Origin of the sequence: Gordonia otitidis (assembly GCF_020735545.1) — a bacterium.
In the GTDB taxonomy this organism is placed as follows: domain Bacteria; phylum Actinomycetota; class Actinomycetes; order Mycobacteriales; family Mycobacteriaceae; genus Gordonia; species Gordonia otitidis.
On sequence record NZ_CP085974.1, the window covers coordinates 1,589,429 to 1,613,937 of the forward strand.

The 24,509-nt window shown below is 65.6% G+C and carries 27 protein-coding genes and 3 tRNA genes; 12 read left to right on the forward strand and 18 right to left on the reverse strand.

The annotated features are described in order from the left end of the window. Nucleotides 1–2: 2 nt before the first annotated feature. A complete protein-coding gene (locus LK459_RS07240; protein ID WP_007239059.1) occupies nt 3–1,313 on the reverse strand; it encodes a UDP-N-acetylmuramoyl-tripeptide--D-alanyl-D-alanine ligase in 1,311 nt (436 codons plus the stop codon). Between the two features lie 85 nt (nt 1,314–1,398). On the opposite strand from LK459_RS07240, the gene LK459_RS07245 reads away from it, so the two are divergent. Further along, entirely contained in the window at nt 1,399–2,475 is a 1,077-nt protein-coding gene (locus LK459_RS07245) for a D-alanine--D-alanine ligase family protein (protein ID WP_227922402.1), read from the forward strand. Nucleotides 2,476–2,816: 341 nt separating this feature from the next. Here LK459_RS07245 and LK459_RS07250 read toward each other — a convergent pair. The 4 genes from LK459_RS07250 to LK459_RS07265 form a co-directional block, all read right to left on the reverse strand. Beyond that, a tRNA-Ser gene (locus LK459_RS07250) sits at nt 2,817–2,907 on the reverse strand. 77 nt (nt 2,908–2,984) lie between these two features. Beyond that, complete coding sequence (locus tag LK459_RS07255) at nt 2,985–3,194, reverse strand: CsbD family protein (RefSeq protein ID WP_005178602.1); 210 nt, start codon at nt 3,192–3,194, stop codon at nt 2,985–2,987. 177 nt (nt 3,195–3,371) lie between these two features. Beyond that, nucleotides 3,372–3,641, reverse strand: a complete 270-nt coding sequence (locus tag LK459_RS07260; RefSeq protein ID WP_007236498.1) for a hypothetical protein — start codon at nt 3,639–3,641, stop codon at nt 3,372–3,374. 118 nt (nt 3,642–3,759) lie between these two features. Continuing rightward, nucleotides 3,760–4,395 (reverse strand): TetR/AcrR family transcriptional regulator C-terminal domain-containing protein, encoded by a 636-nt coding sequence (locus tag LK459_RS07265; protein ID WP_227922404.1) that lies wholly within the window; start codon nt 4,393–4,395, stop codon nt 3,760–3,762. Nucleotides 4,396–4,465: 70 nt separating this feature from the next. Here LK459_RS07265 and LK459_RS07270 point away from each other — a divergent pair, with 70 nt between their 5' ends. Then, nucleotides 4,466–5,425 carry a zinc-binding alcohol dehydrogenase family protein gene (locus LK459_RS07270; RefSeq protein ID WP_227922406.1) on the forward strand — a complete coding sequence of 320 codons (960 nt, stop codon included), beginning with the start codon at nt 4,466–4,468 and terminating at the stop codon, nt 5,423–5,425. A 57-nt stretch (nt 5,426–5,482) separates the two neighbouring features. On the opposite strand, the gene LK459_RS07275 is transcribed toward LK459_RS07270, so the two are convergent. Then, nucleotides 5,483–5,974 carry a nucleoside deaminase gene (locus LK459_RS07275; protein WP_007236501.1) on the reverse strand — a complete coding sequence of 164 codons (492 nt, stop codon included), beginning with the start codon at nt 5,972–5,974 and terminating at the stop codon, nt 5,483–5,485. Between the two features lie 27 nt (nt 5,975–6,001). Then, on the reverse strand, nt 6,002–6,544 hold the full coding sequence (locus tag LK459_RS07280; RefSeq protein ID WP_039992988.1) for a tRNA adenosine deaminase-associated protein: 543 nt from the start codon (nt 6,542–6,544) through the stop codon (nt 6,002–6,004). A 110-nt stretch (nt 6,545–6,654) separates the two neighbouring features. Here LK459_RS07280 and LK459_RS07285 point away from each other — a divergent pair, with 110 nt between their 5' ends. Beyond that, nucleotides 6,655–7,659 carry a prephenate dehydrogenase gene (locus LK459_RS07285; protein ID WP_227922409.1) on the forward strand — a complete coding sequence of 335 codons (1,005 nt, stop codon included), beginning with the start codon at nt 6,655–6,657 and terminating at the stop codon, nt 7,657–7,659. 92 nt (nt 7,660–7,751) lie between these two features. On the opposite strand, the gene LK459_RS07290 is transcribed toward LK459_RS07285, so the two are convergent. From LK459_RS07290 to LK459_RS07310, 5 genes are all read right to left on the reverse strand, one after another. Then, nucleotides 7,752–8,300: a putative glycolipid-binding domain-containing protein gene (locus LK459_RS07290; RefSeq protein ID WP_227923605.1), complete on the reverse strand. Its 549-nt coding sequence runs from the start codon at nt 8,298–8,300 to the stop codon at nt 7,752–7,754. A 151-nt stretch (nt 8,301–8,451) separates the two neighbouring features. Continuing rightward, the gene (locus LK459_RS07295) at nt 8,452–9,228 is read right to left on the reverse strand and encodes a hypothetical protein (protein WP_227922410.1); all 777 of its coding nucleotides are present in this window, start codon (nt 9,226–9,228) and stop codon (nt 8,452–8,454) included. A gap of 175 nt (nt 9,229–9,403) precedes the next feature. Further along, nucleotides 9,404–10,165 carry an aquaporin Z gene (aqpZ, locus tag LK459_RS07300; protein ID WP_007236506.1) on the reverse strand — a complete coding sequence of 254 codons (762 nt, stop codon included), beginning with the start codon at nt 10,163–10,165 and terminating at the stop codon, nt 9,404–9,406. 336 nt (nt 10,166–10,501) lie between these two features. Further along, nucleotides 10,502–10,574: transfer RNA gene (locus LK459_RS07305), tRNA-Arg, on the reverse strand. Between the two features lie 38 nt (nt 10,575–10,612). After that, nucleotides 10,613–10,704 (reverse strand) — tRNA-Ser (locus tag LK459_RS07310). A 202-nt stretch (nt 10,705–10,906) separates the two neighbouring features. Here LK459_RS07310 and hisC point away from each other — a divergent pair. Beyond that, nucleotides 10,907–11,980, forward strand: coding sequence for a histidinol-phosphate transaminase (gene hisC / locus LK459_RS07315; RefSeq protein WP_227922412.1), 1,074 nt, complete (start codon nt 10,907–10,909; stop codon nt 11,978–11,980). A 142-nt stretch (nt 11,981–12,122) separates the two neighbouring features. Here the strand turns inward: hisC and LK459_RS07320 are convergent, their stop codons facing one another. Further along, nucleotides 12,123–13,169 carry an alpha/beta hydrolase gene (locus tag LK459_RS07320; protein ID WP_227922414.1) on the reverse strand — a complete coding sequence of 349 codons (1,047 nt, stop codon included), beginning with the start codon at nt 13,167–13,169 and terminating at the stop codon, nt 12,123–12,125. Nucleotides 13,170–13,380: 211 nt separating this feature from the next. On the opposite strand from LK459_RS07320, the gene LK459_RS07325 reads away from it, so the two are divergent. Beyond that, entirely contained in the window at nt 13,381–13,896 is a 516-nt protein-coding gene (locus tag LK459_RS07325) for an acyl-CoA thioesterase (RefSeq protein ID WP_407648785.1), read from the forward strand. A gap of 33 nt (nt 13,897–13,929) precedes the next feature. On the opposite strand, the gene LK459_RS07330 is transcribed toward LK459_RS07325, so the two are convergent. Next, nucleotides 13,930–15,174: a hypothetical protein gene (locus LK459_RS07330; protein ID WP_007236510.1), complete on the reverse strand. Its 1,245-nt coding sequence runs from the start codon at nt 15,172–15,174 to the stop codon at nt 13,930–13,932. A gap of 82 nt (nt 15,175–15,256) precedes the next feature. Then, nucleotides 15,257–16,378, reverse strand: coding sequence for an acyltransferase family protein (locus LK459_RS07335; RefSeq protein ID WP_227923608.1), 1,122 nt, complete (start codon nt 16,376–16,378; stop codon nt 15,257–15,259). A gap of 69 nt (nt 16,379–16,447) precedes the next feature. Between LK459_RS07335 and LK459_RS07340 the strand changes: the two genes are divergently transcribed. Together LK459_RS07340 and LK459_RS07345 are read left to right on the forward strand one after the other, a co-directional pair. Beyond that, the gene (locus LK459_RS07340) at nt 16,448–17,527 is read left to right on the forward strand and encodes a magnesium transporter CorA family protein (RefSeq protein ID WP_227922416.1); all 1,080 of its coding nucleotides are present in this window, start codon (nt 16,448–16,450) and stop codon (nt 17,525–17,527) included. 68 nt (nt 17,528–17,595) lie between these two features. Then, nucleotides 17,596–18,213: a hypothetical protein gene (locus LK459_RS07345; protein WP_227922418.1), complete on the forward strand. Its 618-nt coding sequence runs from the start codon at nt 17,596–17,598 to the stop codon at nt 18,211–18,213. Between the two features lie 188 nt (nt 18,214–18,401). On the opposite strand, the gene LK459_RS07350 is transcribed toward LK459_RS07345, so the two are convergent. Continuing rightward, on the reverse strand, nt 18,402–18,752 hold the full coding sequence (locus tag LK459_RS07350; protein WP_227922420.1) for a hypothetical protein: 351 nt from the start codon (nt 18,750–18,752) through the stop codon (nt 18,402–18,404). A 157-nt stretch (nt 18,753–18,909) separates the two neighbouring features. Here LK459_RS07350 and LK459_RS23225 point away from each other — a divergent pair, with 157 nt between their 5' ends. Continuing rightward, nucleotides 18,910–19,542 carry a hypothetical protein gene (locus LK459_RS23225; RefSeq protein WP_322590816.1) on the forward strand — a complete coding sequence of 211 codons (633 nt, stop codon included), beginning with the start codon at nt 18,910–18,912 and terminating at the stop codon, nt 19,540–19,542. On the opposite strand, the gene LK459_RS07360 is transcribed toward LK459_RS23225, so the two are convergent. Next, on the reverse strand, nt 19,530–20,042 hold the full coding sequence (locus LK459_RS07360; RefSeq protein ID WP_227922421.1) for an Rv2732c family membrane protein: 513 nt from the start codon (nt 20,040–20,042) through the stop codon (nt 19,530–19,532). The two genes, LK459_RS23225 and LK459_RS07360, sit on opposite strands and share 13 nt — an antisense overlap. A 52-nt stretch (nt 20,043–20,094) precedes the next feature. On the opposite strand from LK459_RS07360, the gene LK459_RS07365 reads away from it, so the two are divergent. Further along, complete coding sequence (locus LK459_RS07365; protein ID WP_227922423.1) at nt 20,095–20,451, forward strand: ArsR/SmtB family transcription factor; 357 nt, start codon at nt 20,095–20,097, stop codon at nt 20,449–20,451. A 2-nt stretch (nt 20,452–20,453) separates the two neighbouring features. Continuing rightward, on the forward strand, nt 20,454–20,939 hold the full coding sequence (locus LK459_RS07370; protein ID WP_227922424.1) for an SRPBCC family protein: 486 nt from the start codon (nt 20,454–20,456) through the stop codon (nt 20,937–20,939). Between the two features lie 1,095 nt (nt 20,940–22,034). Here LK459_RS07370 and LK459_RS07375 read toward each other — a convergent pair. Beyond that, on the reverse strand, nt 22,035–23,411 hold the full coding sequence (locus LK459_RS07375; RefSeq protein WP_064862420.1) for an IS1380-like element ISGbr1 family transposase: 1,377 nt from the start codon (nt 23,409–23,411) through the stop codon (nt 22,035–22,037). A gap of 142 nt (nt 23,412–23,553) precedes the next feature. Between LK459_RS07375 and LK459_RS07380 the strand changes: the two genes are divergently transcribed. Both LK459_RS07380 and LK459_RS07385 read left to right on the forward strand, forming a co-directional pair. Further along, nucleotides 23,554–24,051, forward strand: a complete 498-nt coding sequence (locus LK459_RS07380; RefSeq protein ID WP_227922426.1) for a hypothetical protein — start codon at nt 23,554–23,556, stop codon at nt 24,049–24,051. Further along, complete coding sequence (locus LK459_RS07385; RefSeq protein WP_227922427.1) at nt 24,051–24,410, forward strand: hypothetical protein; 360 nt, start codon at nt 24,051–24,053, stop codon at nt 24,408–24,410. The genes LK459_RS07380 and LK459_RS07385 overlap by 1 nt, the downstream gene beginning before the upstream one ends. Nucleotides 24,411–24,509 lie beyond the last annotated feature (99 nt).

Sequence of the window (24,509 nt, forward strand, 5' to 3'; positions counted from 1 at the left end):
GTTCAGCCCAGCTTCTCGGCGACCCGTTCGAGCGCGGCGACGCGACTGCCCTTGACGAGCACCGCGTCGCCGTTGCCGAGTCCGTCGAGGGCGGCAACAGCGGCGTCGATGTCGGCGACGTGGGTGGCGGTCGAGCCGTATGTCGGCTCGCCGACGGCGATCACCTGTACACCGAGTGAATCGGCCTGCAACGCGATCGCCTCGTGTTCTGCGTCGGAATCGTGCCCCAACTCGGCCATCGTCCCCAGCACGGCGAAGCGTCGTCGAGCGTCGAGCGCTGCGAGGGAGCGCAGCGCCGCCGACATCGAGGTCGGGTTGGCGTTGTAGGAGTCGTTGAGTACGACGACGCCGTTCGGCGTGGTCGACAGTTCCATCCGGAGACCGGAGAGGGTGGCACCGAGGAAACCCGCGGGCATGTCGTCGACGGGAACCCCGAGTCCACCTGCGGCGGCGGCCGCCGCGAGCGCGTTCGACACCTGGTGCTCACCACGCGCCGCGAGAGTCACGTCTGTGCTGCCCCAGGGCGTGTGCAACCGGAACGAGGCGCGGAGTTGATCGTCGACGGTGATGTCGGTGGCCACGACGTCGGCCGACGGGGCCAGCCCGTAGGTGAGCACCTGCGCCGAGGTCCGGGACGCCATCGCGGCCACGTGCTTGTGGTCGGCGTTGAGGACGGCGATCCCGTCGGCGGGAAGTGATTCGACCAGTTCGCCCTTGGCTCGCGCGACGGCCTCGATGCTGCCGAAGAGTTCGAGGTGAACACCCTCGACCCGGGTGATGATGCCGACGGTCGGATGCGCGATCGAGCACAACAACTCGATGTGTCCGACGCCACGCGCACCCATCTCGACCACCGCCGCCTCGGTGTCGTCGGGCGCGTTGAACAGTGTCAGCGGAAGACCGAGTTCGTTGTTGAACGACTTCTCACTCGCCGCCGTGCGGTACGTCGTGGAGAGCAACCCGGCCAGAAGATCCTTCGTCGACGTCTTGCCGACCGACCCGGTGATCCCGACGACCCGCTCGGGGAGTCGACGCCGCGCAGCACGCCCGAGGTCGGCGAGGGCGAGAGCGGTGTCGTCGACCGTGATGGCGGGAACGTCGACGCCGCTCGCCGGTCCCGTCGAGGTGAGGTACGCGCTCGCGCCCGCCGATACAGCGCTCGCGATGAAGTCGTGGCCGTCACGAGCCGCGACGAGCGGGACGAACAGTTGTCCCGCCCGCACCGCGCGCGAGTCGATCGTCGCGCCGTCGACCGTCACGTCGTTTCCGACGAGTTGACCGCCGACCTCGTCCGCCAGCTCACTTGCCTGCATGTGCACGCCTCAACGCTAGAGGAAGGCACGAAACACCACGCACGCCGGGGAGAGTGCGGCTCGGCGTGGCCGTATCGTGTGACCCATGTCGACTCCCCTGCTGCGCCTGGTTGTTCTCTATGGTGGCGTGTCCGCCGAGCACGATGTGTCCCGTGTGACCGCAGCGCACGTGCTGGCAGCCGCCGACCCGGCCAAGTACAGCCTCGTCCCGATCGGTATCGCGAAGAACGGCAGTTGGGTACGCAACGACAAGGTGATCGCGTCGCTGGCCGACAACACCCCACTGCCCGACGCCCTCGACATCGCGGGCACCGTCGTCGACCCGCTGCGCGAGCTGCAGGCCCACTCCGAGGAATCGATCACCGTCGTCCTCCCGCTGCTGCACGGCCCGCACGGCGAGGACGGCACCATCCAGGGGATGCTCGAGCTGTTCAAGCTGCCCTACGTCGGAGCCGGTGTGCTCAGCTCCGCCGCCTGTATGGACAAGGGCATGGCGAAGATCATCGCCGCCCAGGCGGGAATCCCGCAGTGCCGCTGGGTCGAGTACCGCGACGGCGTCGACGACCCGCGCACCGTGGCGTTCCGCGCTATCGAGGAACTCGGCCTCCCGCTGTTCATCAAGCCGGCCAATCTCGGGTCGTCGGTCGGAATCAGCAAGGCACACAACGCAACAGAGCTCGATGCGGCGATCAACCTCGCCCTCCGCTACGACGACGTCGTGGTGATCGAGGAGTTCGTCTCGGGCCGCGAGGTCGAGGTGGCAGTGCTCGGCAACGAGCATCCCGAGACGTCGGTACCCGGCGAGATCCGCCCGGGCAGCGAGTTCTACGACTACGAGGACAAGTACGTCACCGGCGCAGCCAAGCTGGTGATCCCGGCACCGCTGAGTGAGGAGGCGACGCGCGAGGTCCGTGAGCTCGCCGCCGCGACATTCCTCGCGATGCGGTGTGCAGGCATGGCCCGCGTCGACTTCTTCTACGAGGAGTCCGGACGCGGCTGGCTGCTCAACGAGGTCAACACGATCCCGGGATTCACCCCCGGCTCGATGTACCCGAAGCTCTGGGAGGCCAGCGGCATCGCGTATCCGGACCTGATCGACCGCCTGGTCACCCTCGCGCTGGAAGCGCACCGTCGGCGCGTCGGGTTCTCGACGGAGCACTGAGGGGCGGGTTCCCGGCCCCGGGGCGCGGGGACTGGGCGGCGTCGACCAGGGTGCCTGCGACGGGCGGCGGCGCAGGGGGTGAGGGGCAGGCGGTTGCCGCGCAGAAACTAGGGGAAGGGCTCCTTCCCCGGGTTTCGCACCCTTCCCCGCGAAACTTCACGCGGAAACGTCGGGAACCAGGGGAAGGGCTCCTTCCCCGGGTTTCGTACCCTTCCCCGCGAAACTTCACGCGGAAACGTCGGGAACCAGGGGAAGGGCTCCTTCCGCGACTTTCTGCGCGCCCGCCTCCTGACCACAGACAGCGAAACACCCCCTCACCTGAGCAGATGAGGGGGTGTATCTGGCGGTGGCGGAGGGATTTGAACCCTCGGTACGGGGTTACCGCACACAGCATTTCGAGTGCTGCACCTTCGGCCGCTCGGACACGCCACCGCGGAAGACTGTACCGCAGCTGGCGTCTGACACTAAATCAGCAGGTCAGCGGAGGGTGGCAGCTCGAAGCGCAACGCTCAGTGGCCGGTGAGCTTGTCCTTGATGTTCTCGACGCCGTCCTTGACCTTGTCGGCAACCTCAGAGACCTTCTGCTTGCCCTCGGCAACAGCCTGGTCGCCCTTGCCCTCGTCCTTGAGGTCGTCGTTGTTGGTCAGGCTGCCAACGGCTTCCTTGCCCCGACCCTTGAGCTCTTCTGCCTTGTTCTGAGCATCATCACTGGTTGCCATAGAACTCTCTCCTTCGCGTGTGCGAACCAGAGCGCGGTTTTCGCGGCTCCTGAAATCCACCGTACACATCATCGAAGTGGCAGTGACAGATCTGAATCCCTGGGCTCAGAACTCTCTCAACGATCGAGATGGCGTCCGACGTGCAGCGACGCCGAAAAACTGAGCCAGGCTACCGCCTCAGTTTCCGAGCAGTTTGCCCTTGAACTCGTCGAACTTCTCTTTCGCTGTGTGCAAGGTCTCCTGCACCTTCTCGTTGTCGGCAAGCTCGCCCAGCTTCTCCTTGGCTGTGCCGACGGCGTCCTGCACCTTCTCGCTCTCGGTGAACTCGGTGAACTTCTCCTTGGCCGTGCCGACGGCGTCCTGCACCTTCTCGTTCTCGGTGAACTCGGTGAACTTCCCCTTGACCGTCTCGACGGCCTCGTTGATCTTGTCGCTCGATTCAGACATGGTCTCGACTCCTCGCCATGCAGAGCCGGATGCTCCGCGCTCGATTACCAACCTGCCACAGCAGGTCGACGCTGTCTCTGGGTGAAGACCCTGAGTACACAGATCGGGACGTAAGACCTCACGAATCGACACGCAGAGCGTCGACGACGGCCTCGAGGTTTCGTTCGAACCGCTGCTCACGGTCCCCGAAGAGGATCTTTCCAGCCTCGACAACGAGGGGGACGTCGTCGCCGAGCATCGCGGTCCGCTCCGCCAGCGAGTAGCGCGGCTCGCCGGACTGTAGCCGCTCCTGCTCTTCGATGACGAACCCGACGACGAACGCGGTCACGAATTCGATTGCACGAACCGCCTTTTCGAGTGCAATCCCCGAGTCGACGATCTGCTCGAGCCACGGTTCCTGCGCGCGCAAGACGTCGGGATCGGTCAGCCGCGTTCCGCTGAATGTCCGCGCACCGTCGCGATGCGCGAGGTACTCCCGACGGAGCACGCGCGCATAGGCCGCCACCGAGTCCGGCCACGCCTGCATCGGTTGATCGCGCAGTCGATTGATGACCCGACGCTGTATCTCGGTGCCCATCTCGTCGAGCAGCGTCTGCTTGTTCTCGACATGCCAATAAAGCGCGGGCGCCTTCACCCCCAACCGCGTCGCCACCGCGCGAACGGTGACCGCGTCGATCCCCTTCTCGTCGAGTAGATCCAACGCTGTTTGCACGATGTCGGCGCGGGTCAACCCCTTGGCTCGTCCTGGCGGCACGGTTGACAGCTTAACAAAGTTAAGGGACGCTTGAGCCGTATCTGATTTAACTAAGTTAAGGAGAGCACCCATGAGAGCACCCATGAGCGCAGCGATCATCAGCGAAGCCGGGCAGACACCGACGCGGGGAACATTCGACGAACCGCAGGTCAGCGAGGGAACCGAGCTCTTCGAACTCGTCGGCGCGGGTCTGCACCAGGTCGTTCGGTCACTCGCCTCAGGTCGCCACTACGGAAGTTCCGGCGTCTATCCGCAGGTGCCGGGCATCGATGCGGTCGTCCGATCCGCCGACGGGTCGCTGCGGTACACAGGCCGTGTCGCGGCACCGTGGGGGACGATGGCCGAGCGGATGGCAGCGCAGGCCGGGTTCGCGGTCCCGCCCCACGCAGATCCTCTCGCGGTCGCCGCCGGGGTCAATCCCGCGGGTTCGGGATGGCTTCCGCTGCACGCTCATCTCGATGCGCGCGGCGCGCTGGGCACCGTGCTGGTCCTCGGCGCGACCGGGATGTCGGGTCGGCTCGCAGTACAGAGCGCGCGACTGCTCGGAGCCGAACGCATCGTCGCGGCGGGACGTAATCAGGCAGTTCTGAGCACCCTGCAGGCACCCGACGTCGAGGTCGTCGGACTCGACGTCGACGACCCCACCGACGCACTGGCTGCGGCGATCTCCACGTCGACGCCCGATCTCGTCCTGGACTACGTCTGGGGCCCGGTCGCCGAAGCAACGTTCGCGTCGCTGGGACGTCGGGGTCTGCACGACGACGACGCCCAGATCTCGTACGTGCAGATCGGTTCCCTTGCCGGCGCCGACGCCTCAGTTCCGTCGAGCCTGTTGCGCTCACGGAACATCACGGTCTCCGGTAGCGGAGCGGGATCGGTGACGGCAGCACAGCAGATGCGTTCGATCCCCGCGGTCATCGACGCGATCGCCTCGGGAGACCTTCAGGTGCCCTACGTCGGGTTTGGGATCGACGACATCGAGAAGGCGTGGTCGTACGACGGACCCGAGCGGGTCGTCGTCACACCCTGACAGCGTCACACCCTGACAGCACTGCGATGCGCGATCGGCGCTCGACGTGGGAGACGATCAGCCGTCGCGACGAGTGTCGAAGAAACCGATCATCAGCTCCCGACATTCCGTTTCGCGCACCCCACCACGCACCTGTGGCCGGTGCGTCAACCGCGGGTCACGCACCACGTCCCACAGCGACCCGACGGCACCTGTCTTCGGTTCCCACACCCCGAAGACCAGTGCGTCGACGCGGGACAGCGTGATCGCGCCCGCGCACATGGTGCACGGCTCGACGGTCACGGCGAGTGTGCAGCCGGGCAGTCTCCATCCGTCGCCGTAGGCGTGGGCGGCAGCGCGCAGGGCGAGGATCTCGGCATGGGCGGTCGGGTCGGCGTCGAGCTCGCGACGATTTCCGGCCCGCGCCAGTTCGACGCCCGCGGGATCGAAGACGACCGCACCGATCGGGACGTCGTCGGGTCCGGAGGATTCGACTGCCGCAGCAAGCGCTTCGCCGATCATCTGATCCCACACGACGGGCCCCCAGTCGACGTCGCGGTGCCGCTCCATGAATGCCCGTCCCGTCCGTCGGACGACTCAGTGACCCAGCGAGTCGAGCACCTTCGCCAATTCGTCGGCGAAACCGAGTCGAGCGGCGATCATCCCGATCTGCTCGTCGGCGTAGAGATCGGTGTCGCCCACGATCACCCCCATCACCGCGTCCGGTAATCCGAGGTCGGAGAGCACGCCCAGGTCGCCTTCCTCCCAGGGGTCGATGTCGTCGAGCTCATCGTCGTCGAGGTCGGGGACGTCGACGTTGATGGCGTCGAGCACGTCGGCGGCGATGTCGTAGTCGATCGCGGCGGTCGCATCGGAGATCAACAGTCGGGCACCGCCCGGTGCGGGACGGACGACGATGAAGAACTCGTCGTCGATGTCGAGGAGTCCGAAGATGGCGCCTGCGGCGCGGAGTTCACGGAGTTGGGTCTCGGCGGCAGACAGATCGCTCAATGCAGAAGCGTCGAGTGCTTTGACTTTCCACACGGCGTCCTCGCGGACCACGGCTACCGCGAAGCCTTCGATGTCGTCGTTCGCTTGCTGCTTGTTGGAGCCCGAAACCCCAGCGCCGGCACCTGCCATGACGCTCACGGTAGTCCAGAAGTGACGCCCGCCCCAATCCCCTCCCGACTCCGACCGTCCGGCACCCTCACCACGGCGGCCGACGAGCGAGATGTGCGAATCTGGACGTTGTGACCGCAGACAGCCGCGACAGCAGCTCGCAGACCATTCCGGAATCGCAGACGTCCGCCGACGACCGTCGACCGGTCTGCATAGTCGGCCTCGGACTGATCGGCGGGTCGCTCATGCAGGCGCTGGCCGCGGCGGGGCGGGACGTCTACGGATACAACCGATCGACGACGACGGTCGACGCTGCGCTCGGCGCCGGATACGACGCCTCGAACGACCTGGTGTCGACGCTGCGCCGCGCAGCAGACGACGACGCGCTCATCGTGTTGGCCACGCCGGTCACCACGATCGATCCGCTGCTGAGTGCCGTCGCACAGACCGCGCCGGACTGCCTGCTCACCGACGTGATCAGCGTGAAGCAGGCGGTGGCCGAAAAGGTCTCGCGCCTGCATCCGCATGCGCGCTACGTCGGCGGGCACCCGATGGCCGGAACGAGCCGCTCAGGATGGACAGCCTGCGATCCGACCCTGTTCGGTGATGCGATGTGGATGGTCACCACCGAGGATCACACCGATCCCGCCGACTGGACCACTGTCGCGCGACTCGCGCTCGAGGTGTCCGCCGTCGTGGTGCCCGCAGCACCCGACGCACACGATCGGGCCGTCGCGGCGATCTCCCACGTTCCGCACCTACTGGCAGCAGACACCGCGGCTGTCGGCGCAGGAGAGAGCAGGCTCGCCCTGCGTCTCGCGGCGGGCAGCTTTCGGGACGGGACACGGGTGGCCGCGACCGAGCCCGCTTTGCAGCGGGCGATGATCGAGGCGAACGACGTGGCCGTCCTCAATGCGCTCAGCGAGGCGATCGACCGGCTGACCCAGGCACGCGACGAGCTACGCGACTCGGGAAGCGTCGCAGCCCTGATCGACGACGGCCACCGCGCTCGCATGGCCTACGAGGAGATGGCAGCGCGCGGTCGGGAGCCGATCGTCGGAGTCACCGTCGGCGCGCACGGCTGGGCGTCGGAGATGCGGAGACAGGCGCACGAGGGCAGGGTCTGGCTGGGTTGAGCACCGAACCCGCCGGGGCGGTGGTTTCGACGGTCACAGCCAGCCGCCGCTGATCGAGCAGGCCGCCACCGAAGCGAGCAGCCGTGCCGACATCACACGCGTTCGGCGAGTCCGGAGTAGTTCACGACGAAACCGTTCTCGTCGACGGCGATCTTCGCCGTGGCGACCGGCGAGACGACGTCGATGCCGTCGGGCCCGGACGTATAGTGCATCCGCGCGGGCTTCACGTCGCCTTCGGGCAGGTAGACGTAGGCCACCGGGATGTCGATGTCGGTCGGCTCAGTGCGCATTCCGAATCGACGGATGGGCAGCGCGTTGAACATCGGCGACATGGCGAGGTCGACGTCTTGCGCGCCGTCGAAGTCGCTGCGGATCGTGTCTCCGTCGGAGCGCACGAGCCACAGGTTCTCGTCGTCGTGGGAGAGACCGAGCTGGCTCTCACCGCTCTCCCGAAGCAGATGGATCGAGAGTCGTTTGGTCACTCCGACCTCGTTGGTGATTAGCTCGTAGGAGGCGGAGAACGCCTCACTCTCGTCCGTGGCGGCCGCGATGATCCGACCGTATGCCTTGATACGAAGCCCGGACACGTGCATGCGCACCTGCTCGAGCCGATCGACTCCGACACCGCGCCAGGTGATCATCGTCTTGTACTCCCGCACGGGAGCGGTGTCGACCGCTCCGCCGCTCGACGCGGCGTCGTGGTCGGGGGCTGGGGTTGTACTCACGCGTCTACGGTAGCGATCGAGCGGCCCGGGCACACATCGGACGGCGGTCTCCACCACTTCGTTACGGTCACGCGCGGCATGTCGCGGTTCGACGAGTGGACTCGGGACCCACACGATCGGTCGACACGGTCTGCCCGTCGACTCGGATCTCACACGACGCAGAGCTGTTCACCCCGGCGAGAACCAGCAGGCGCAACGGCGCCGACCCGGCGGTGAACTCGAGATGCCACGTCGGAGGCGGGGTGAACTCGCTGCGCAACCCGACGTCGTCGACGTAGAGGATGGTGCCGCTGCCCTCGATGGTCGCGTCGTAGGTCACCGCTCGCCCCGTCGTGTCGCTGTCGCGGGGTGCTCCGGTGGCGCCCGGCGGCGGCATCGGGTTGCCCGGCTGTTGCTGTCCGTTCGGGATGTCGGGTGTGGTGGGGTCGACGATCGTCAGCGTGGTGGGGGCGTCCTGCGACTGCGCGCTGGATTGGCGAATTAGCGAGAACCCGTAGAAGACGAGCCCGACGACGACCGCGGCGACCAGCGCGAACACCAACCCGACGCCGAACCTGCCTGGCGACTGCGGCTGACGCCGCTGCTCGTCTGGCGCGGCGTCGTCGAATGGCGCATCCGGGGGCACCGGAGGAGCCGTGCCGTCTCCCGGGTATGGCATACCGGCGGGATCGTTCGTCGATTGGGGCCACTCGGCCCGCGAAGTCTGCGTCGTCGAGGGCTGTCTTTGGTCTGGTCGGAAGAGCGGCGTCCCATCGGGGGCGAATCCGAGCGGCGGGTAGAGCCCGGGCATCAGCGGTGCGCGATAGAGGTCTTCGGGCCGCGGCCCCGCCTCCTGCTGTCCCATGCCCTACTCCTGTCTCGCCGACGGTGCGGCCAGCATCACGGCCGTCCCGATTCCGACGATACGGACCGACGCAGACAAGCGACGACCGGCCACGGGCATTACCCGGGTCGGCCGTCGCGTCGAACGCCGTTGTTCGACGTCGCTGCGATGTGAGGATCAGCCTGCGGTGTGCGGGTCAGACAGTGTTCTGCACGGGCATGAACTTGAAACGTCCGTCCTCGAAGAGCAGCGGGTAGAGCAGCCCTCCGATGATCCCGCCGACGAGTGGCGCAACCCAGAACACCCAGAGCTGGCCGGGCGCCCCGTTGCCGTTGAAGAATGCGACACCTGTCGAACGTGCGGGGTTGACCGACGTGTTGGAGATCGGGATCGAAATGAGGTGGATGAGGGTCAGCGTTAAGCCGATTGCCAAGGCTCCCATCCCCTTTGGGGCACGGACGTCGGTCGCGCCGAGTACGACTATCAGGAAGAACGCCGTCAGCAGGATCTCCGCGACGATCACCGCGGCGAGTGTGTAGTGGCCGGGACTGTGCTCTGCGTACCCGTTGGCCGCCATGTTCCCTTCGCGTGTCCAGCCCGGCTTGCCGGTTGCGATCCCCCACAGCGCCAGACCCGCAAGCAGACCGCCGACGATCTGCGCGACCCAGTACCCCGGGAGGTCACGCCACGGTGTCCGACCGCCCACGCACGCGCCCAGGGTGATGGCGGGATTGAAGTGGGCGCCGGAGATGTGTCCGAGTGCATACGCCATGGTGACCACGGTGAGACCGAAGGCGAGCGCGACGCCGAGATACCCGACGCCGACCTGAATCCTGGTGCCGGTGTCGTCTCCGACAGCAACTTCTTTCGCAGCGAAGATGGCGGTACCGCAACCGCCGAACACGAGCCAGAACGTACCGAACAACTCGGCAGTTATCTTCGCGATGGGTGAGGGCATGGAGTTCCTTCCGTCGTGCGATTCGCGGGGGTTCGAATGTCACATCAGAAACTTGTGCAACTTCAGCAAACACCATTCATCGCCGAGAAACAGCCCTTCGATTCGGAACAGTGACCTGGGCGAGACCGGGCGCAGACCTCCGCGCGGACCCTCTGACTGTGCAATCCACCCCGGGCGACGGCTCCTTCCGCGGGTTTCTTCCCCTTCCCCGCGAAGCAACACGCGGAAACGTCGGAAACCAGGGGAAGAGGCCTTTCCCCTGGTTTTTTCCGCTCCGCTCACGCACAACAAGACACCCCGCTACCTGAGCGAACAGGTAGCGGGGTGTCTGCGAAGTGCGCCCGTAGGGATTCGAACCCCAAACCTTCTGATCCGTAGTCAGATGCTCTATCCGTTGAGCTACGGGCGCGTGCGTTATTCAGTTCTCCGCGGTCGAGGCGACTGCGGTGGCGGAGGCGAGAGGATTTGAACCTCCGGTCCCGTTTTAGCGAGACAACTCATTAGCAGTGAGTCCCATTCGGCCGCTCTGGCACGCCTCCTTGGCGGAGTCCTTTCGAACTGCCGAGTGGAAAGGTTACACACGGTGAGTAGTCCGAAGCAAACCGCGAGCTCGCAGATGCGACGACCTGCACGAATGGCTCTCGGACGACGACACTCCACTCCGATCCTCGACGACGCTCTGCGCGCTCGCCACCGGGAGTCGATTTCGGTCGAGGAAGACCCGCGTCCTACATTTGACGTGTGAGTTTCCGCCTTCGCCTCCATCTCGAAGAACTGCCTGTCTACGTGCCCGGTGCGACGTTCCCGGGTGCCATCAAGCTCGCAAGCAACGAGGTGACGTTCGGGCCGCTCCCCAGCGTCCAGCGGGCGATCGTCGATTCGCTCGGAACCATCAACCGCTATCCCGACAACGGCATGGTCGAGCTGACGGCGTCGCTCGCGAAGCGGTACGGCGTGACCGAGGACGAAATCCAGGTCGGCTGCGGCTCGGTCAGCTTGTGCCAGAACCTCGTGACCATCACCTGCGAGCCCGGCGACGAGGTGCTGTTCGGCTGGCGGTCGTTCGAGACCTATCCGCTGGCGACCCGGCTCGTCGGCGCGGTGCCGGTGCAGATTCCGCTGACCGACGAACTCAGCTACGACCTGCCCGCGATGGCCGACGCGATCACCGACCGCACGCGCCTGATCTTCGTCTGCAACCCGAACAATCCGACGGGGACCATCGTCGACGCCGACAGCCTGCTCACCTTCTTGGCAAAGGTTCCCGCCGACGTGATCGTCGCGCTCGACGAGGCGTACTTCGAGTACGTCCGACCGACGGAGACTCAGGCGTACGACGCGATCGAATTGCATCGCCAGTTCCCGAATCTTGTTGTGCTACGGACCTTCTCGAAGGCGTACGGTCTGGCCGGGCTGCGTGTCGGGTATGCGATCGCACACCCCGAGATCATCACCGCGCTCGGCAAGGCCCACGTGCCGTTCTCGGTCAACTCCGTGGCGCAGGCCGCCGCCGTTGCCAGCCTCGACGCCGACGACGAGTTGCTCGCACGCACCGATGCGATCGTCGGGGAGCGCACCAGGGTCGCAGACGGATTGCGCGCCATGGGTTACCACGTCCCGCAGAGCCAGGCCAATTTCGTCTGGATCGAACTCGGTGATTCGACAACCGATTTCGCCGACGCCGCGCGCGATGCCGGTGTGATCATCCGACCGTTCGCAGGCGACGGAGTGCGCGTGACCGTCACCGAACCCGACGAGAACGACGCCTTCCTGGCCTTCGCGGCAGGCTGGGCCAGCGCACAGTCGACCGCCTAGCACGCACAGCCGCCGACACAGAACGCACACTCGGCGGCACGTGGCGCTCAGTCGACCGCCTAGCACGCACAGCCGCCGGCACCGGGCGCACTCTCGACGGCACAGGACGCACGGTCGGCGCAGAAGAGCGCCCGGGCGGAGGTCAGTACAGCCCGCGCGAGACCGTCCGCCACGCCGCGGGTAGGTCCTGTTCCCAGTAGGCCCAGGTGTGCGTGCCGATCAGCCGGAAGCCGTCGGTATACGGAACGTTGTTGGCGCGCATCGTCGCGGCGAATTCGAGCGAGCAGCGGTAGGCGCCCAGTTCGAGAGCCGACGACGACGCCGTCACGGCTTCCGGTGGGCCCTCGTCGGGCTCGATGCGCCGCTGCAGGTCGAGCGGGCCGATCGCGCCTGATCCGGCGGCCAGGAAGATGTTCTTGCCGCGTAGTGCATCGAGATGCTTGGCGGGATCGTGCGCGTCCCAGCCGGCAGAGCCGAACGGCCCCCACATGTTGGTCGCATCGCCGCCGTCACGTCCGACGGTCGTGCGCACATAGGCCTCGTTGGCCGGTCCCGAGACCGGCGGGCAGCCCGACAGCGAGGCGAGTCCGCTGTAGACCGACGGGTGTCGGATGGTGAGTGCGAACGCCGCCTGCCCGCCCATCGACAGACCGATCACAGCGTTGCGGCCGTTGCCGTCGAACCGCTTGTCGATCAGCGGAGGCAGCTCCTTGGCGAGGAACGTCTCCCACATGGGTTGTCCCACTTTGGGATCGCGCTTCTGCCAGTCGGTGTAGAAGCTACCCTTACCCCCGGTCGGCAGCACGACGTTGACGTTCTTGCCAGCGAAGAAGCGGCCGGCGTGGCCCTTGGTGATCCAATCGCTGACGTCACCTTCGGCGCCGGCGCCGTCGAGCATGTACACGGTAGGACGCGGGCCCGCCGAGTCTGCGGGGGTCAGGACCGACAGCTTGATCTTGGTCTTCATCGCTGGCGAGGTGACCCAGATGTCGGTGCGCAGCGGTCCGAGTTTCTGGGTTTTCGCTATCTTCGCGACGGGGACCGGTGCGGCATCAGCCGCGGCGGGAACTCCCGCGAGCAAGCCGGCGAATCCGACGAAAGCGGTCGCGAGCACCGTCGAGCGACGGACCACCGATCCGGTGTCTCTCGTACGTCGACGCACTCCTGCGATCATGCAACGCACACCCATGCACGCTCTCCTCGAATTACCTTCACGCACACGGAACCATCGGATCGTGCACTCATCGACCACGCCCACGGCGCGTTGTCAGCTTCTCGACGGCCTGCATCGGCGAGTTCCCCTCTCGCCGCGACCGGTGTCGATCACAGGGTACGTGCCGAGCACGGCGCGCGACATCCCCGAATCACGATCCCGCGTCGTCGACATAAGGTTGTTATTCGTGACGACACCAAAGGATCCGGACAGGTCGGCGAAGTCAGCAGGTGACGGCGCTCTCGGTGCCCGAGACTTCGCTTTTGTCGCGCAGGTCCCCGTGAGATGGTCGGACATGGATGCGTTTGGTCACATCAACCACGCACGGATGGTGACGCTCATGGAAGAGGCCAGGATCCAGTGGTTGGTGATGGCAGCCGATTTGGCTGCGGACGCCGACACCCCTTCGGAGTCTCAGGCCGAGCTGATCAAGAGCGCGATGATCGTGCACGTCGAGATCCGGTACCAGAGCCAGCTCCGGCACGACGATTCACCACTGCGAATCGGCATGTGGATCAAAGGTTTTCGCTCGGTCGACTTCACCATCGGCTACGAGGTCCGCAGCGCCCGTGCACCGGACGATTCAAAACCCGCCTGCGTGGCGAGCACCCAGATGGCCGTCGTCGACGTCGATGCGCACTCCCTGCGGCGGCTCACAGCCGTCGAGAAGGATCACCTGCGCGCTTGGTCACGCGCCGGTTGAGCTGCCGAGGATACGGGTTTCCACGCCCGCCGGTCAGGACGGCTCGTAGCGCGCGGGGAGTTCGCGCGGCACCGCAGGCGAGATCCGGGCGATGTTGCCGTCGAGTACGTCGCGATAGATGCGCAACTGCTCCTCACCGCTACGTACCTGCTCGCTCAGGCGCTTGGCGTTGTCGACGGAGATCTCCCTGTCGCCCGACCTGGCGATGAGCGCGTCGATGCGATCGTCGATCGTCGCGGCCCTGTTGTATTCGGAGAGGATCTGCAACTCGATAGCGGCCGACTCAACGACGTGCGCGACGTCACCGATCGCCTGCACACGATCGATCAGTTCGGTCCACACGGGCCGCAACGCCGTTTCACGACGATCGATCTGGGCTGCGAACGCGGCGTCGAATCCGCCGTTGCGCTTGGCGCGGTCGAGGTCGATCCTGACCGAACGCAGCGCGATGACGTCGGCGACGATCTCCGCGAGCTCGGCGTGGAGGTTGACCTGCGTGCGCTGTACCGCGAAGTGATCCGACCGCCAGGCAGGGTTGCGCATGATGCGGTCGTAGTAGTGCGCCGCGAGGAACATCAACGTCTCGTAGCCGTCGACGAAGTTCGCGGTGCCCGTCAGCGGAGTTGTCGACGCAGCCCGCACCGAGACCGCCGCCGGGTCGGTGGCTGCGACCCGGCTGGCCCACTCCCCGGCTTGTGGATATCCCGACCGCGCGGCCACCTGTCCGACGACGCCTGCGATGCGCTCGACAGCCGCCGTCCCGGCCCTGCGCATGGGGTTCGACGTGTTCACATTCGGGGTCGGCGTGCAGAGCAGCCCGGCGAACAGCCGCTCGCGCTCCTCGATCTCGAGGTACACGTTCTCTCGGCGTTCCCGTCGGATGGCGCGAGTGCTCCCGGCGAACACGCCCTTCGCCGTCACGATCAGCTTGCGGGCGTCGTCACGGCGACGCAGCAGCCCGTTGAGGCGTCCGCGCATCAACGTGGCGACCATGCCCGGGACCATGGGGGCCTCGAGTTGGCTCTCCAGCTGGGCAATGGCGCGCTGCAGTCGGCGCAGCTCACCGAAACCCGCAGGTAGCGTCGGCACCGGAAGGCCGGAAGAGATGCGGCGGACCAGGATCGCACGGCCGGCCGGGGTCAGATATCCGGAGGCCACGAGCAGCGCTGCGGTATCGGAGAGTTCGGGACGTTCGCCCGCTATCGCCGACCGATCGCACCACGCGCGGATCTGCGCACTGCTGTCGCCACCTTGCTGGGCCGAACGCTTGTCGATCATCGTTGCAACGCCTTCGATTCGGGACTGTCTGGCGAGCGGGATGTTCTCGGCACTCCCCCTCGCCCGGAGCACAACGACGATTCTACCTGCGCAATTCGTGTGGTCTGGGCGTCGGAGCGCGCCACAGCGGACGGGTTACGCGGTGCAACAACCAGGCGATCGGAATGCTGATCGCCGTCGTCGCCGCGAACACCACCACCACGTTTCCCGTGAACACGTGATAGTCCAGCAGGTCCATGACGACCTCGAGCACGAGTACGTGGACGCAGAAGAACTCGTACGAGATCTCGCCGAGCCACACAACAGGTCGGCTGCCACACAGCCGAGTCCAGACCGACGACTGATCCGTGGCGGTGAGTGGTCCCACCATGCCGACCGCGATCACGAGGTAGAGCAGGTGCTTGACGATTGTCGCCGATGCCGTACTCGGCGTGATCGTCGGCTCCCCGGCCAGCGGCAGGCCCGACACGACGAATGCGAGCGCCGCGGCGCCGAGCCACCACCAGGTGTTCCACTTCCGGATCAACGGCGCGCACACCGCGAGAACCATGCCTGCGACGAACCAGCCGAGAAAGGCAGGCGCCCACAGCCGAGCCGTGGGATCCGCGTCGGGGTTGCCGTCGACGAGGACCGCCCACACCGGACTGACCAGACCGACGACGAGCAGACCACCGATGAGCAGGTCAGGCCGCCAGCGGCGTCGCGACACCACGACGATCAACAGCCAGGCGATCAGCGGGAGCAGCAGATAGAACACCACTTCTGCTGCGAGACTCCACATCTGGGTGAGTCCGGCATGTAGATGTCCGACGCCGTAGACCTGTGTCAGGGTCATGTTGCGCCAGAAGCCCGACCAGCCTGTGCCTGTCACCACCGCCTCACCGCCCGGTGAGTACCAGCCGTACACGAGGTAGACGGCGATCACCGTGATCCAGTAAGCGGGCAGGATGCGTCGTGCGCGATGCCAGAAGTAGCGCCGACTCGATGGCAACTCCTGCTTCTGTCGAAGGGGACGTATCCACTCCGAGAACAGCAGGAATCCCGACAGCACGAAGAACACGGCGACGCCGACCTCGAATCGTGAGAACAGTCGCCCCACGTAGTCGTCGGTGTAGTGGCCGGTCCAGAACGCCGCATGGGTGAGACACACCGCGCCGGCCGCGAATGCACGCACGCCGGTGAGCGACGGGATGCGGTGGGCCATGGGCCGATCCTGCCAGGCCGGGTGCGCGAGGCGGCGTCGAGGACCGCGGCCGCGTGGCAGGATGACGCCATGGGCGACGAGCAGATCACCGGCCAGATCTGGCGACACGGCGAGAAAGTCGACGGGTTCTCGCTCGCGTCGATCTCCAGTTGCATCGGCGAGTCCGACACGCTCGTCTGGGCCGACCTGCAGTGCCCGAGCCACGAAACGCTCGGATCACTGGCCACCGAACTCGGTCTCAACTCGTTCGCCATCGAGGACACGATCTCCGCGGCCGAGCGTGTCAAGACGGTGAGCTACAGCGACCACACGTTCATCATGGTGTACGCGATAGAGATGAAAGCACGTGCGCTGCAGGCGAAACGTCAGCCCGACGACGACTCCGACGACGCGCCGCCGCCGACATCGGGCACCATCGAAGGAAGAAAACAGGACAGGCGGGCGAACTCGTTCACACTGCATCGCATCTCGATCTTCATCAAGGACAACGCGCTGATCACCGTGCGGATGCATCCGGACGACGGGATCAAGACCGTGGTGGAGCGCTGCGACGACACACACGCGGCGTCGTTCGGTGTCAGTGGACTGCTCTACGTGCTGCTCGACGTCGTGGTGGACGGCCACTTCAACGCTGTGCAGGTGCTCGATGACCAGATCGAAGAGCTCGAGGACTACCTGTTCGACGACTCCGTTCCCAACGTGCAGTTACAGCGGCGCACCTACGACCTGCGCAAGGATCTCGTCGTGCTGCGGCGAGTGGTGCTTCCGATGCGCGACGTGGTCGGCACCATCCAGCGACACCGCTATCAGGACCGTGACGAACACGCGAAAGAACTCGACCCCAACTACTCCGACCTCTACGACCATGTGCTGCGTGCCGCCGAATGGACCGAGTCGTTACGCGACATGCTCAGCAGCGCGTTCGAGACCAACCTGTCGCTGATGGACGCCAGGCTCAATACCGTGATGAAGAAGCTGACGGCGTGGGCGGCGATCATCGCGGTGCCCACACTGATCACCGGCTACTACGGGCAGAATGTGCTCTTTCCCGGATACAACTCGTCGTGGGGTGTCGCCGTCAGCGCCATCCTCATCGTCGGGTCTGTGATCGTGCTCTACATCAACTTCCGCAAACGCGATTGGCTCTAGGCCGGTCGACCTCGCGCGACACGCTCGAATTGGATCTCGAAACCTCTTGTCCCGTATTGTTTTCGAACGTGCTCTCCAGAACTGCCGATGCTCTCGTGACCGAAACCACTGCCACCGCGTGTGTGTGGTGCTCCTCCACCGACGACGTCGCGGACTTCCGTGACGAACCGCGCTGCAGCAAGTGCCGCGATCTGGAAGAAACCATCACCGAAGCTCGCAAGTTTCTCGGGTTCTACGGCCTACGACCGCTCGGCGGATCTGTCGAATGCGACGACGAGGAGGAGCGTGAGCACCGCGTCGGCGCCCGCGACGCCTACGCGGAACTGAACCGGATTCGCACCAGCACGCCAGTCGCGCGGCCCAAGCGGTCGACGTCGGCGCGGAAGGCCACCGCCGGATCGGTCAGCGCGAGCACCCCCAAGCCGGTGGGCGCCAAGGCCTCGCGCACCACCAGCAGTCCGGCGCGCCAGGCCGACGTCTCGCGCCCCGATCGGGACGAACTCGTCAGCAGGGCCGAAGCATTGCTCGATGAGTTGACCGACATCGACGCCCGTCTCACGCAGGCCGAGCGCGAGGGCGGACTGTCGGCGAAGGCACGCGTGGCCGACCTGACCTCGCGACGGTCCTACGTGCTGCGGACGCTCGCCGCCTTGGAAAAGGCCCAACGGGCCATGGCTTCGGCCTGACACTCGCTCGTGTACGTACACAACTCGGTCGTGAGCGCGAAGGCATCGAAATAATCTCCTCGGCGATGCGCTGAGGGTCGAGTTGTGTACGCACACCGAGCGCGACGCTGCGCCCCTGCCAGCAAAGCCCGCAGGTCGCCGATCGCGCGTCCCGATCGATCATGTCTGCTGATCGATAGCGTCGACAATCACGCCCCACACTCCGGGGTTCCTGCAGACGACGCGCCGCACCACGTCAACGGACCGCCGGTGCTGCCGAGACCGTTGGTCAGCAGGGTCGCACCGCCGTGTGCGCCGGCCGAGAGTTCTCCGGTGACGGTCTTTCCGGAGTACAGACCGTCAACACCGTCGCCTGTCTTCGAGATCTGTGAGCCGAGGGTCATGCTGATCTCGTTCTGCTTCGGGCTCCACCAGGTGACGGTCCACGTCTCGACATCGACGGCGCCTGAGCCCATGACAAGGGTGCCGGTCAGATCCGACGTCAGTTCGAGATGACTCGCGTGCCGCGTCCACGTCCCGAAGAACACCGATGCGTCCACCCCGCGCTCACCGGTAGGCGCTGGTGCGGCGGTGACTGGGCGGCCCTCTACACGCGGGGGACTCTGCTCGGTTTCGGGTGCACCCGCATCGTCAGCTACCCCGGAATCGGCGGCCGACGCCCCGCTCGGCTGTAGGTGAGACGACGGTGCCGTCTTCGTGACGACGACCGACGGTGTCGACGTGGCGGCCGACGACGCGTCGTCGTTCGCATGGCAGCCCGCCAGCGCGAGCACCGTTGCGGCGGCGGCCAAAGTCGTTGCAGTCCAGCGGTATCGCATGATGACTCCTTCTTCGGGGCTGTCGGACGACCAAGCCCTCATGCTGGCCTATTCGACCCGCACCCCCGCACGGTTACCGCCCTCGACCGCGCGAATGACGCGCACACGTAAAACCCGCTCGCACGTCCGCGCGCCTGCCCCGTACCGTTTCGACATGCCCGTCGTCGGTTCACGTACACGCGATCTGCCCGCGCCACCGTCGGTCGTGTTCGGCGACCTCGTCGCTCCGAACCGTCAGCCCACCCGGCCATGGCTTCTGCTGCTCGACGACGAGGTGCCGCCCCGCGTTCTCCGCACTGACGAGTTCACGTACGTCAGCTGGTCGTCCTTGTGGATTCGACGGCCCGACGCGGTTCTCGAGATCGAACTCGCCGAGCGCAGGGGCGGAACCAGCCTTCACTGGACGCTCACCACCGACGACCCGGTACCCGACGACAGCCTGACCGGACATCTACGCAAGCGCACCAATCACGTGTTCTTCGCCGACCTGCGGTTCAGCTATGGCGCGTGACCTGAACCATGCCCCGCGGGCGGCCGGACGCACTGCACCCAGTTGGCCAGCAGAACGACGTGGCAGACGGTAGCCACGAGCAGTCCCAGCGATGTCTGGTGCTCTGCGGTCTGATCCGACCAGTAGCCCAGGATCGAAATCGGGGTGCCGACAGCACTTGTCGCCGCCGCGAGCCAGCACGCTCCGAAGCGTCGTAGACGAACCGCCACCAGCGAAAACACCACGGCGGCAACGCCGAAGGCCTCGGCCAGTGCGGAGAGCGGCGTCGACGCCCCTGTGAAGGCTGTGACGATGCTCATGCATGCCAAGACCAGCATCGCCACCCAGATCACGAGAACCGAACGTCTGCGCAGGGGGACTTCGGCGAGCACTCTGCGCTCGATCTTGCGCAGCGAACTCGCCAATGTGGGGTCCAGTTCGGGTCGCGGCACCTTTCTCCGATCGTCGAGCACGACGTCCAGTGTCCTCCGACGCACCGAAAGTGCGACCACGCGGGTCATGTCGGTAGTCGAGCCCTGGACACATACAACTGATTGGTTGTACGTTTGGAACGTGATCGCCACCACAGAGGATCAGGCAGACGCCTTCTTCCACGCCCTCGCCGACCGGACGAGGCGCGACATCATGCGCCGAGTCCTGACCGAGGAGCATTCGGTGTCGACATTGGCGGCCGGATACGACATGAGTTTTGCTGCCGTCCAGAAGCATGTCGCCGTGCTCGAGCAGGCCGGACTGCTAACCAAGCGGCGCCACGGCCGCGAACAGTTGGCGTCGGGCGAGGTGACTGCGGTGCACGCGGTGGCACAGCTGCTCACCGACCTGGAACAAATCTGGCGCAGCCGTATCGACCGAATCGACGAACTGATCGCCGCGGACTCGCCGCACCCGAGAACCAATCAGGAGAAGTGAACATGCCCGTCATCGACGTCACCAAGGATCTGGACGACCGATCCCTCACCATCACAGCCGAGTTCGCGGCTCCCGTCGAGCGGATCTGGCAGATCTACGCAGACCCACGCCAACTCGAAAAGATCTGGGGGCCACCGGAGTATCCCGCCACGTTCGTCGACCACGAACTATCACCGGGCGGTCGTGTCACCTACTACATGACCGGGCCCGAGGGCGAAAAGTACGCGGGCTACTGGCTCGTCGATTCCGTCGACGAACCGAACAGCTTCACGTTCCGCGACGGCTTCGCCAATGAGGACTTCACTCCCATCGAGTCACTCCCGTTGTCGCACAACGCGTATTCCTTCGTCGAGAAGGACACACGAACCGTAGCAACCTACGTGAGCACCTACGAAACCCTCGAGGCACTCGAGAAGGTCATCGAGATGGGAGTCGAAGAGGGAGCTACCCAGTCGATCAACCAGATCGACGAGTTCCTGACGAGCTGACCACGATTGACTCAGCGAATACGCCCTCCCCCATGTCGACGCACTCGTACCTACCGATCAACGCACTTGCCATCAGCGTCTTCACGGAGCGAACTCGTGCCAGACGTCGGCTACCCAGTTCTTTTGGACCTGCGGACTCCTAGAACCCGAGCGCCACAAGCCATATTCCGACGACGAGAGTCGTCATCAAGTACGTCACGGCGAGGACCGAAGCGTCAATTGTCCCACGCAACAGCGCCGTCCAGTTATTGATCGGGTATAGAACTATGAATAGCCCCGCCGCGATGCGGAGCATCGAGAACGCCTTCGAGTTTTCCTGCGGTCTGGTTCGCAACGAGTTCGCTCCTGACTGTCCGTGAGGGCGGCGTGAGCCTCATGGCCGAGATTCGGTGGAGCGCCGTCACGCACTGCCCGTAACCTGCCACGCGTGCGCCTGTTTGTCGATGATCTCCGCGACCCACCCGACGACAGGTGGACAGTAGCGCGCACCTCTGACGAAGCGTTGGCGATCCTGCGCACCTCGGTTGTCATCGAGGAGCTCAAGCCTCGACCACGACCTCGGTGTCAGCCGCTGATCGTGCGCGCAAAGCTCTCACCCGTGTGGACAAGTGAGTGCCTGCTGCGGAAGCGGAGGGATTTGAACCCCCGGTGGTTTTACCCACGCTCGCTTTCAAGACGAGCGCGGCATATAACGCATTTTCGAGGCAGTAATTTCGCTGGTCAGCTAGTTTCTCACGTCTGAGCGACGGAGTCGCAGCTCTATGGCAGAGTCATGCGTGTCAGATTTGTGTCAGGTGTCGCCGAGGGGCGGCCCGACCGCGATATTCGCCGGACCCCGCATCCTGCACAGCCCAAGGGCATGGATCTGGCGCACCACCGTGACGCTTGCAGACCGTCACTCCGCCACCACTGGAGCTTCACCGTGCCCGAAACGCCCCCGCCTAAACCTCGATCCACCGATCGGCTTTTTGATGTCTCGTGAAATGTGTTGTGTATGTTCGGGGTGGCGGTGGGCGTGGGTGAGTCGCCGATCTCTGGTGTCGGCGTGTTTCACTGGGTTTCGTGTCGGGGCCGGTTCTGGCCGATGGTTAGGGGTCAGGCTGAGTGTTGTCGTTTGATCGTGTTGTTGAACAACAGGTTCCACTCGCGTTCCCACGGCCATCGGGCGGGTAGATGCATCGTGATGCGCCGCGCTGAGGACGCGATTCGAGCGGGTATGCAGATCAGGGTGCGTCGGATGGTGGAGGTAGTCGCCTTCGCCAGACGCTGTCCACCGAGACAGGCTGCGGCGCGGGTCAGGTTGAACGCGATGACCGCACACACCAGCCATGCGGCGTTCGCGCAGAACTTTCCCGAGGGCAGATGCGCCAATGCGGAGGCTTTGAGGTCGGCGTGGACTTGCTCGATGATCGCATGACCGCGGTGAGTCTTGTCGGCGGTCACGGTGTCCAGGTCGCTGGTGGTGAAGAACGCATGAAACCGCCACACGTCGAACAAGCCGTCTCCCTCGGCTGCGAAGTCAGGGATACGGCGCACCACCAGCCGTCCGGATACCTGCAGGCGCTTGGCTTTGGAGGTGAACGCGGTGAACGGTACTTCGGCGACCTCGGCCCGCGAGACCCACTGGCCGCTGTCTTCGTCGAAGACGGCGTCGGTGTACTCGATCGGCGTCCATGCATCTGCCGGTACCTCGCTGATCGCTGCTCGGACGTGGGAATCCTGACGCACGGTGACCGACACCTGCGCACCGGCCCGGAGCGCGGTGGTGATCGCGCGATGGCCGTAGAACGCTGAATCCGCTCGCAGCAGTATCGGTCCCGACGCATCGGACGACCGTAGCCGCCGCACGGTGGCCAGGGTGTCGGCGATCAACCGATGCGCCCCGCGCGCGGAGTTACACGCCCCTTTGCGCAGGCGTTGAGCGGCGATCACCGGCGCACCGTCACCACAGGTGAGGGTGGTGATCGCCGAGTTCAGCCCACGCACTCGGGTGTAGCCGAATCCGACGCCCTGCTTGGCCGGGCCGTGGACCTCGATGATCGAGTCGTCGATATCGATCATCACCGGCCCGTCGATCCCCGCCAGCACCGGAGTATGGCGAGCCAGTCCCGCCAACAGCCGGGTGGCGATCGCATCGGCTTGGCGGACATGCCCGAACCGGAACTCGCGAAGAAACGATCCCAACGTCGACGGGGCGTAAGGATGGTCGAACACCTTGCCCATCGCGCCGTGTCGCAACACGGCCATGTCGTCGATGCTGTCGGCGCCCGCCACCATCCCCGCCACCAGGGAAAACATTTTCCGATCCGGATGGGCGCCCTTGTCGGTGGGCACGCTCAGATGCTCGCGGGCCAACTCCGACAGGCTGGCGCGTTCGGCCAGCGCCATCACCGGCACCACCCCCGCAGCGGCGAGGAGATTCGGATCGTCACAGGATGCAGACCGGACCGGGTGAGTGTGAGACAATCGCATCTACGACATGCCCTCCTGTGTGTGTGGATGGAACCCTAGAGAAGTCCCATTCTGTCACTCAGACAGGGCATTTCGTTTATCCCTCACCGACCGATCACAAGCAAATCGGTGGATCGAGGCTAAAACACCCCCGCTCGCCTACTTGATCCGGCAGCGAGTCGACACGCTGATCGAGCAGACCGACGACGACCCCGCCGAGCTCGCCGTGACCGGCGCGGCACCTCTCATCGCCCACGCCGCCCGGCAGATCGCCGACGCCGACGACCCTGCGGCGACCATCGAGCAGCTGTTCGCGTGGCCGCTCCAATCGCCGCACCTGGGCGTCCTGGTCTCCGAGCTCGCCCTCATCGCTCCCGACCGCGTCCCACTCGTCCGCGATGCCGCCGCCCGCACCCTGGCCGCCGCCGGTTACGGCCTGCTGCGCCGCCAAGCCCACGAGCTCGAGATCGGCGACATCCTCCTGGACCTCGGTCCCGACGTGTCCGGCCACATCGTCGGCCGCGAGGCGCTGGTCGACGGCCGCCTCCTGTTCCACCTACACCTCACCGACCGCCGCAGCAACGGTCCGCTCTCGATCATGACCTGCGCGCTGGCTCGCCCCGACGATGTCCGCGTCATCACCGATCCGGAGATGCTCTGATGAGCGGCCTGACAGTGATACTGCGCCGAATCACTACTGCCGCAACCGAAGACGAGAAGGACCGCATCGTGGCCGAAGCCGAGCAGGATCTACCGCTGTTACTGGACCTGGCCACTCTCGTCGACGTCGACCACAGGCGGATCATCGTCGCGCATGTGATCGGCACGGTGATGGCCACGACCGCCTCGCACCCGACGACGGTGCATCTCGAGCGATGCTTCCGGTGCGGCCGGGCCGCAATCTATGACGCTCAAGAGACGTGTCGACGGTGCAGGTTCGAAGCACTCGATCGGCTCATCGACGCCGAGAATCAAGCACTCGAACTCGAGGCACGCGAGCGGGACGGAGAGCAGGCGTGACCGACGATCCCGACCTCAGTGGTCCTCCGGCACCGCCTGCGGCACAGGCACTTCTGCACTGCGACAGGTGCGGCCAGCGCACCGCCCACGATCGCCTCG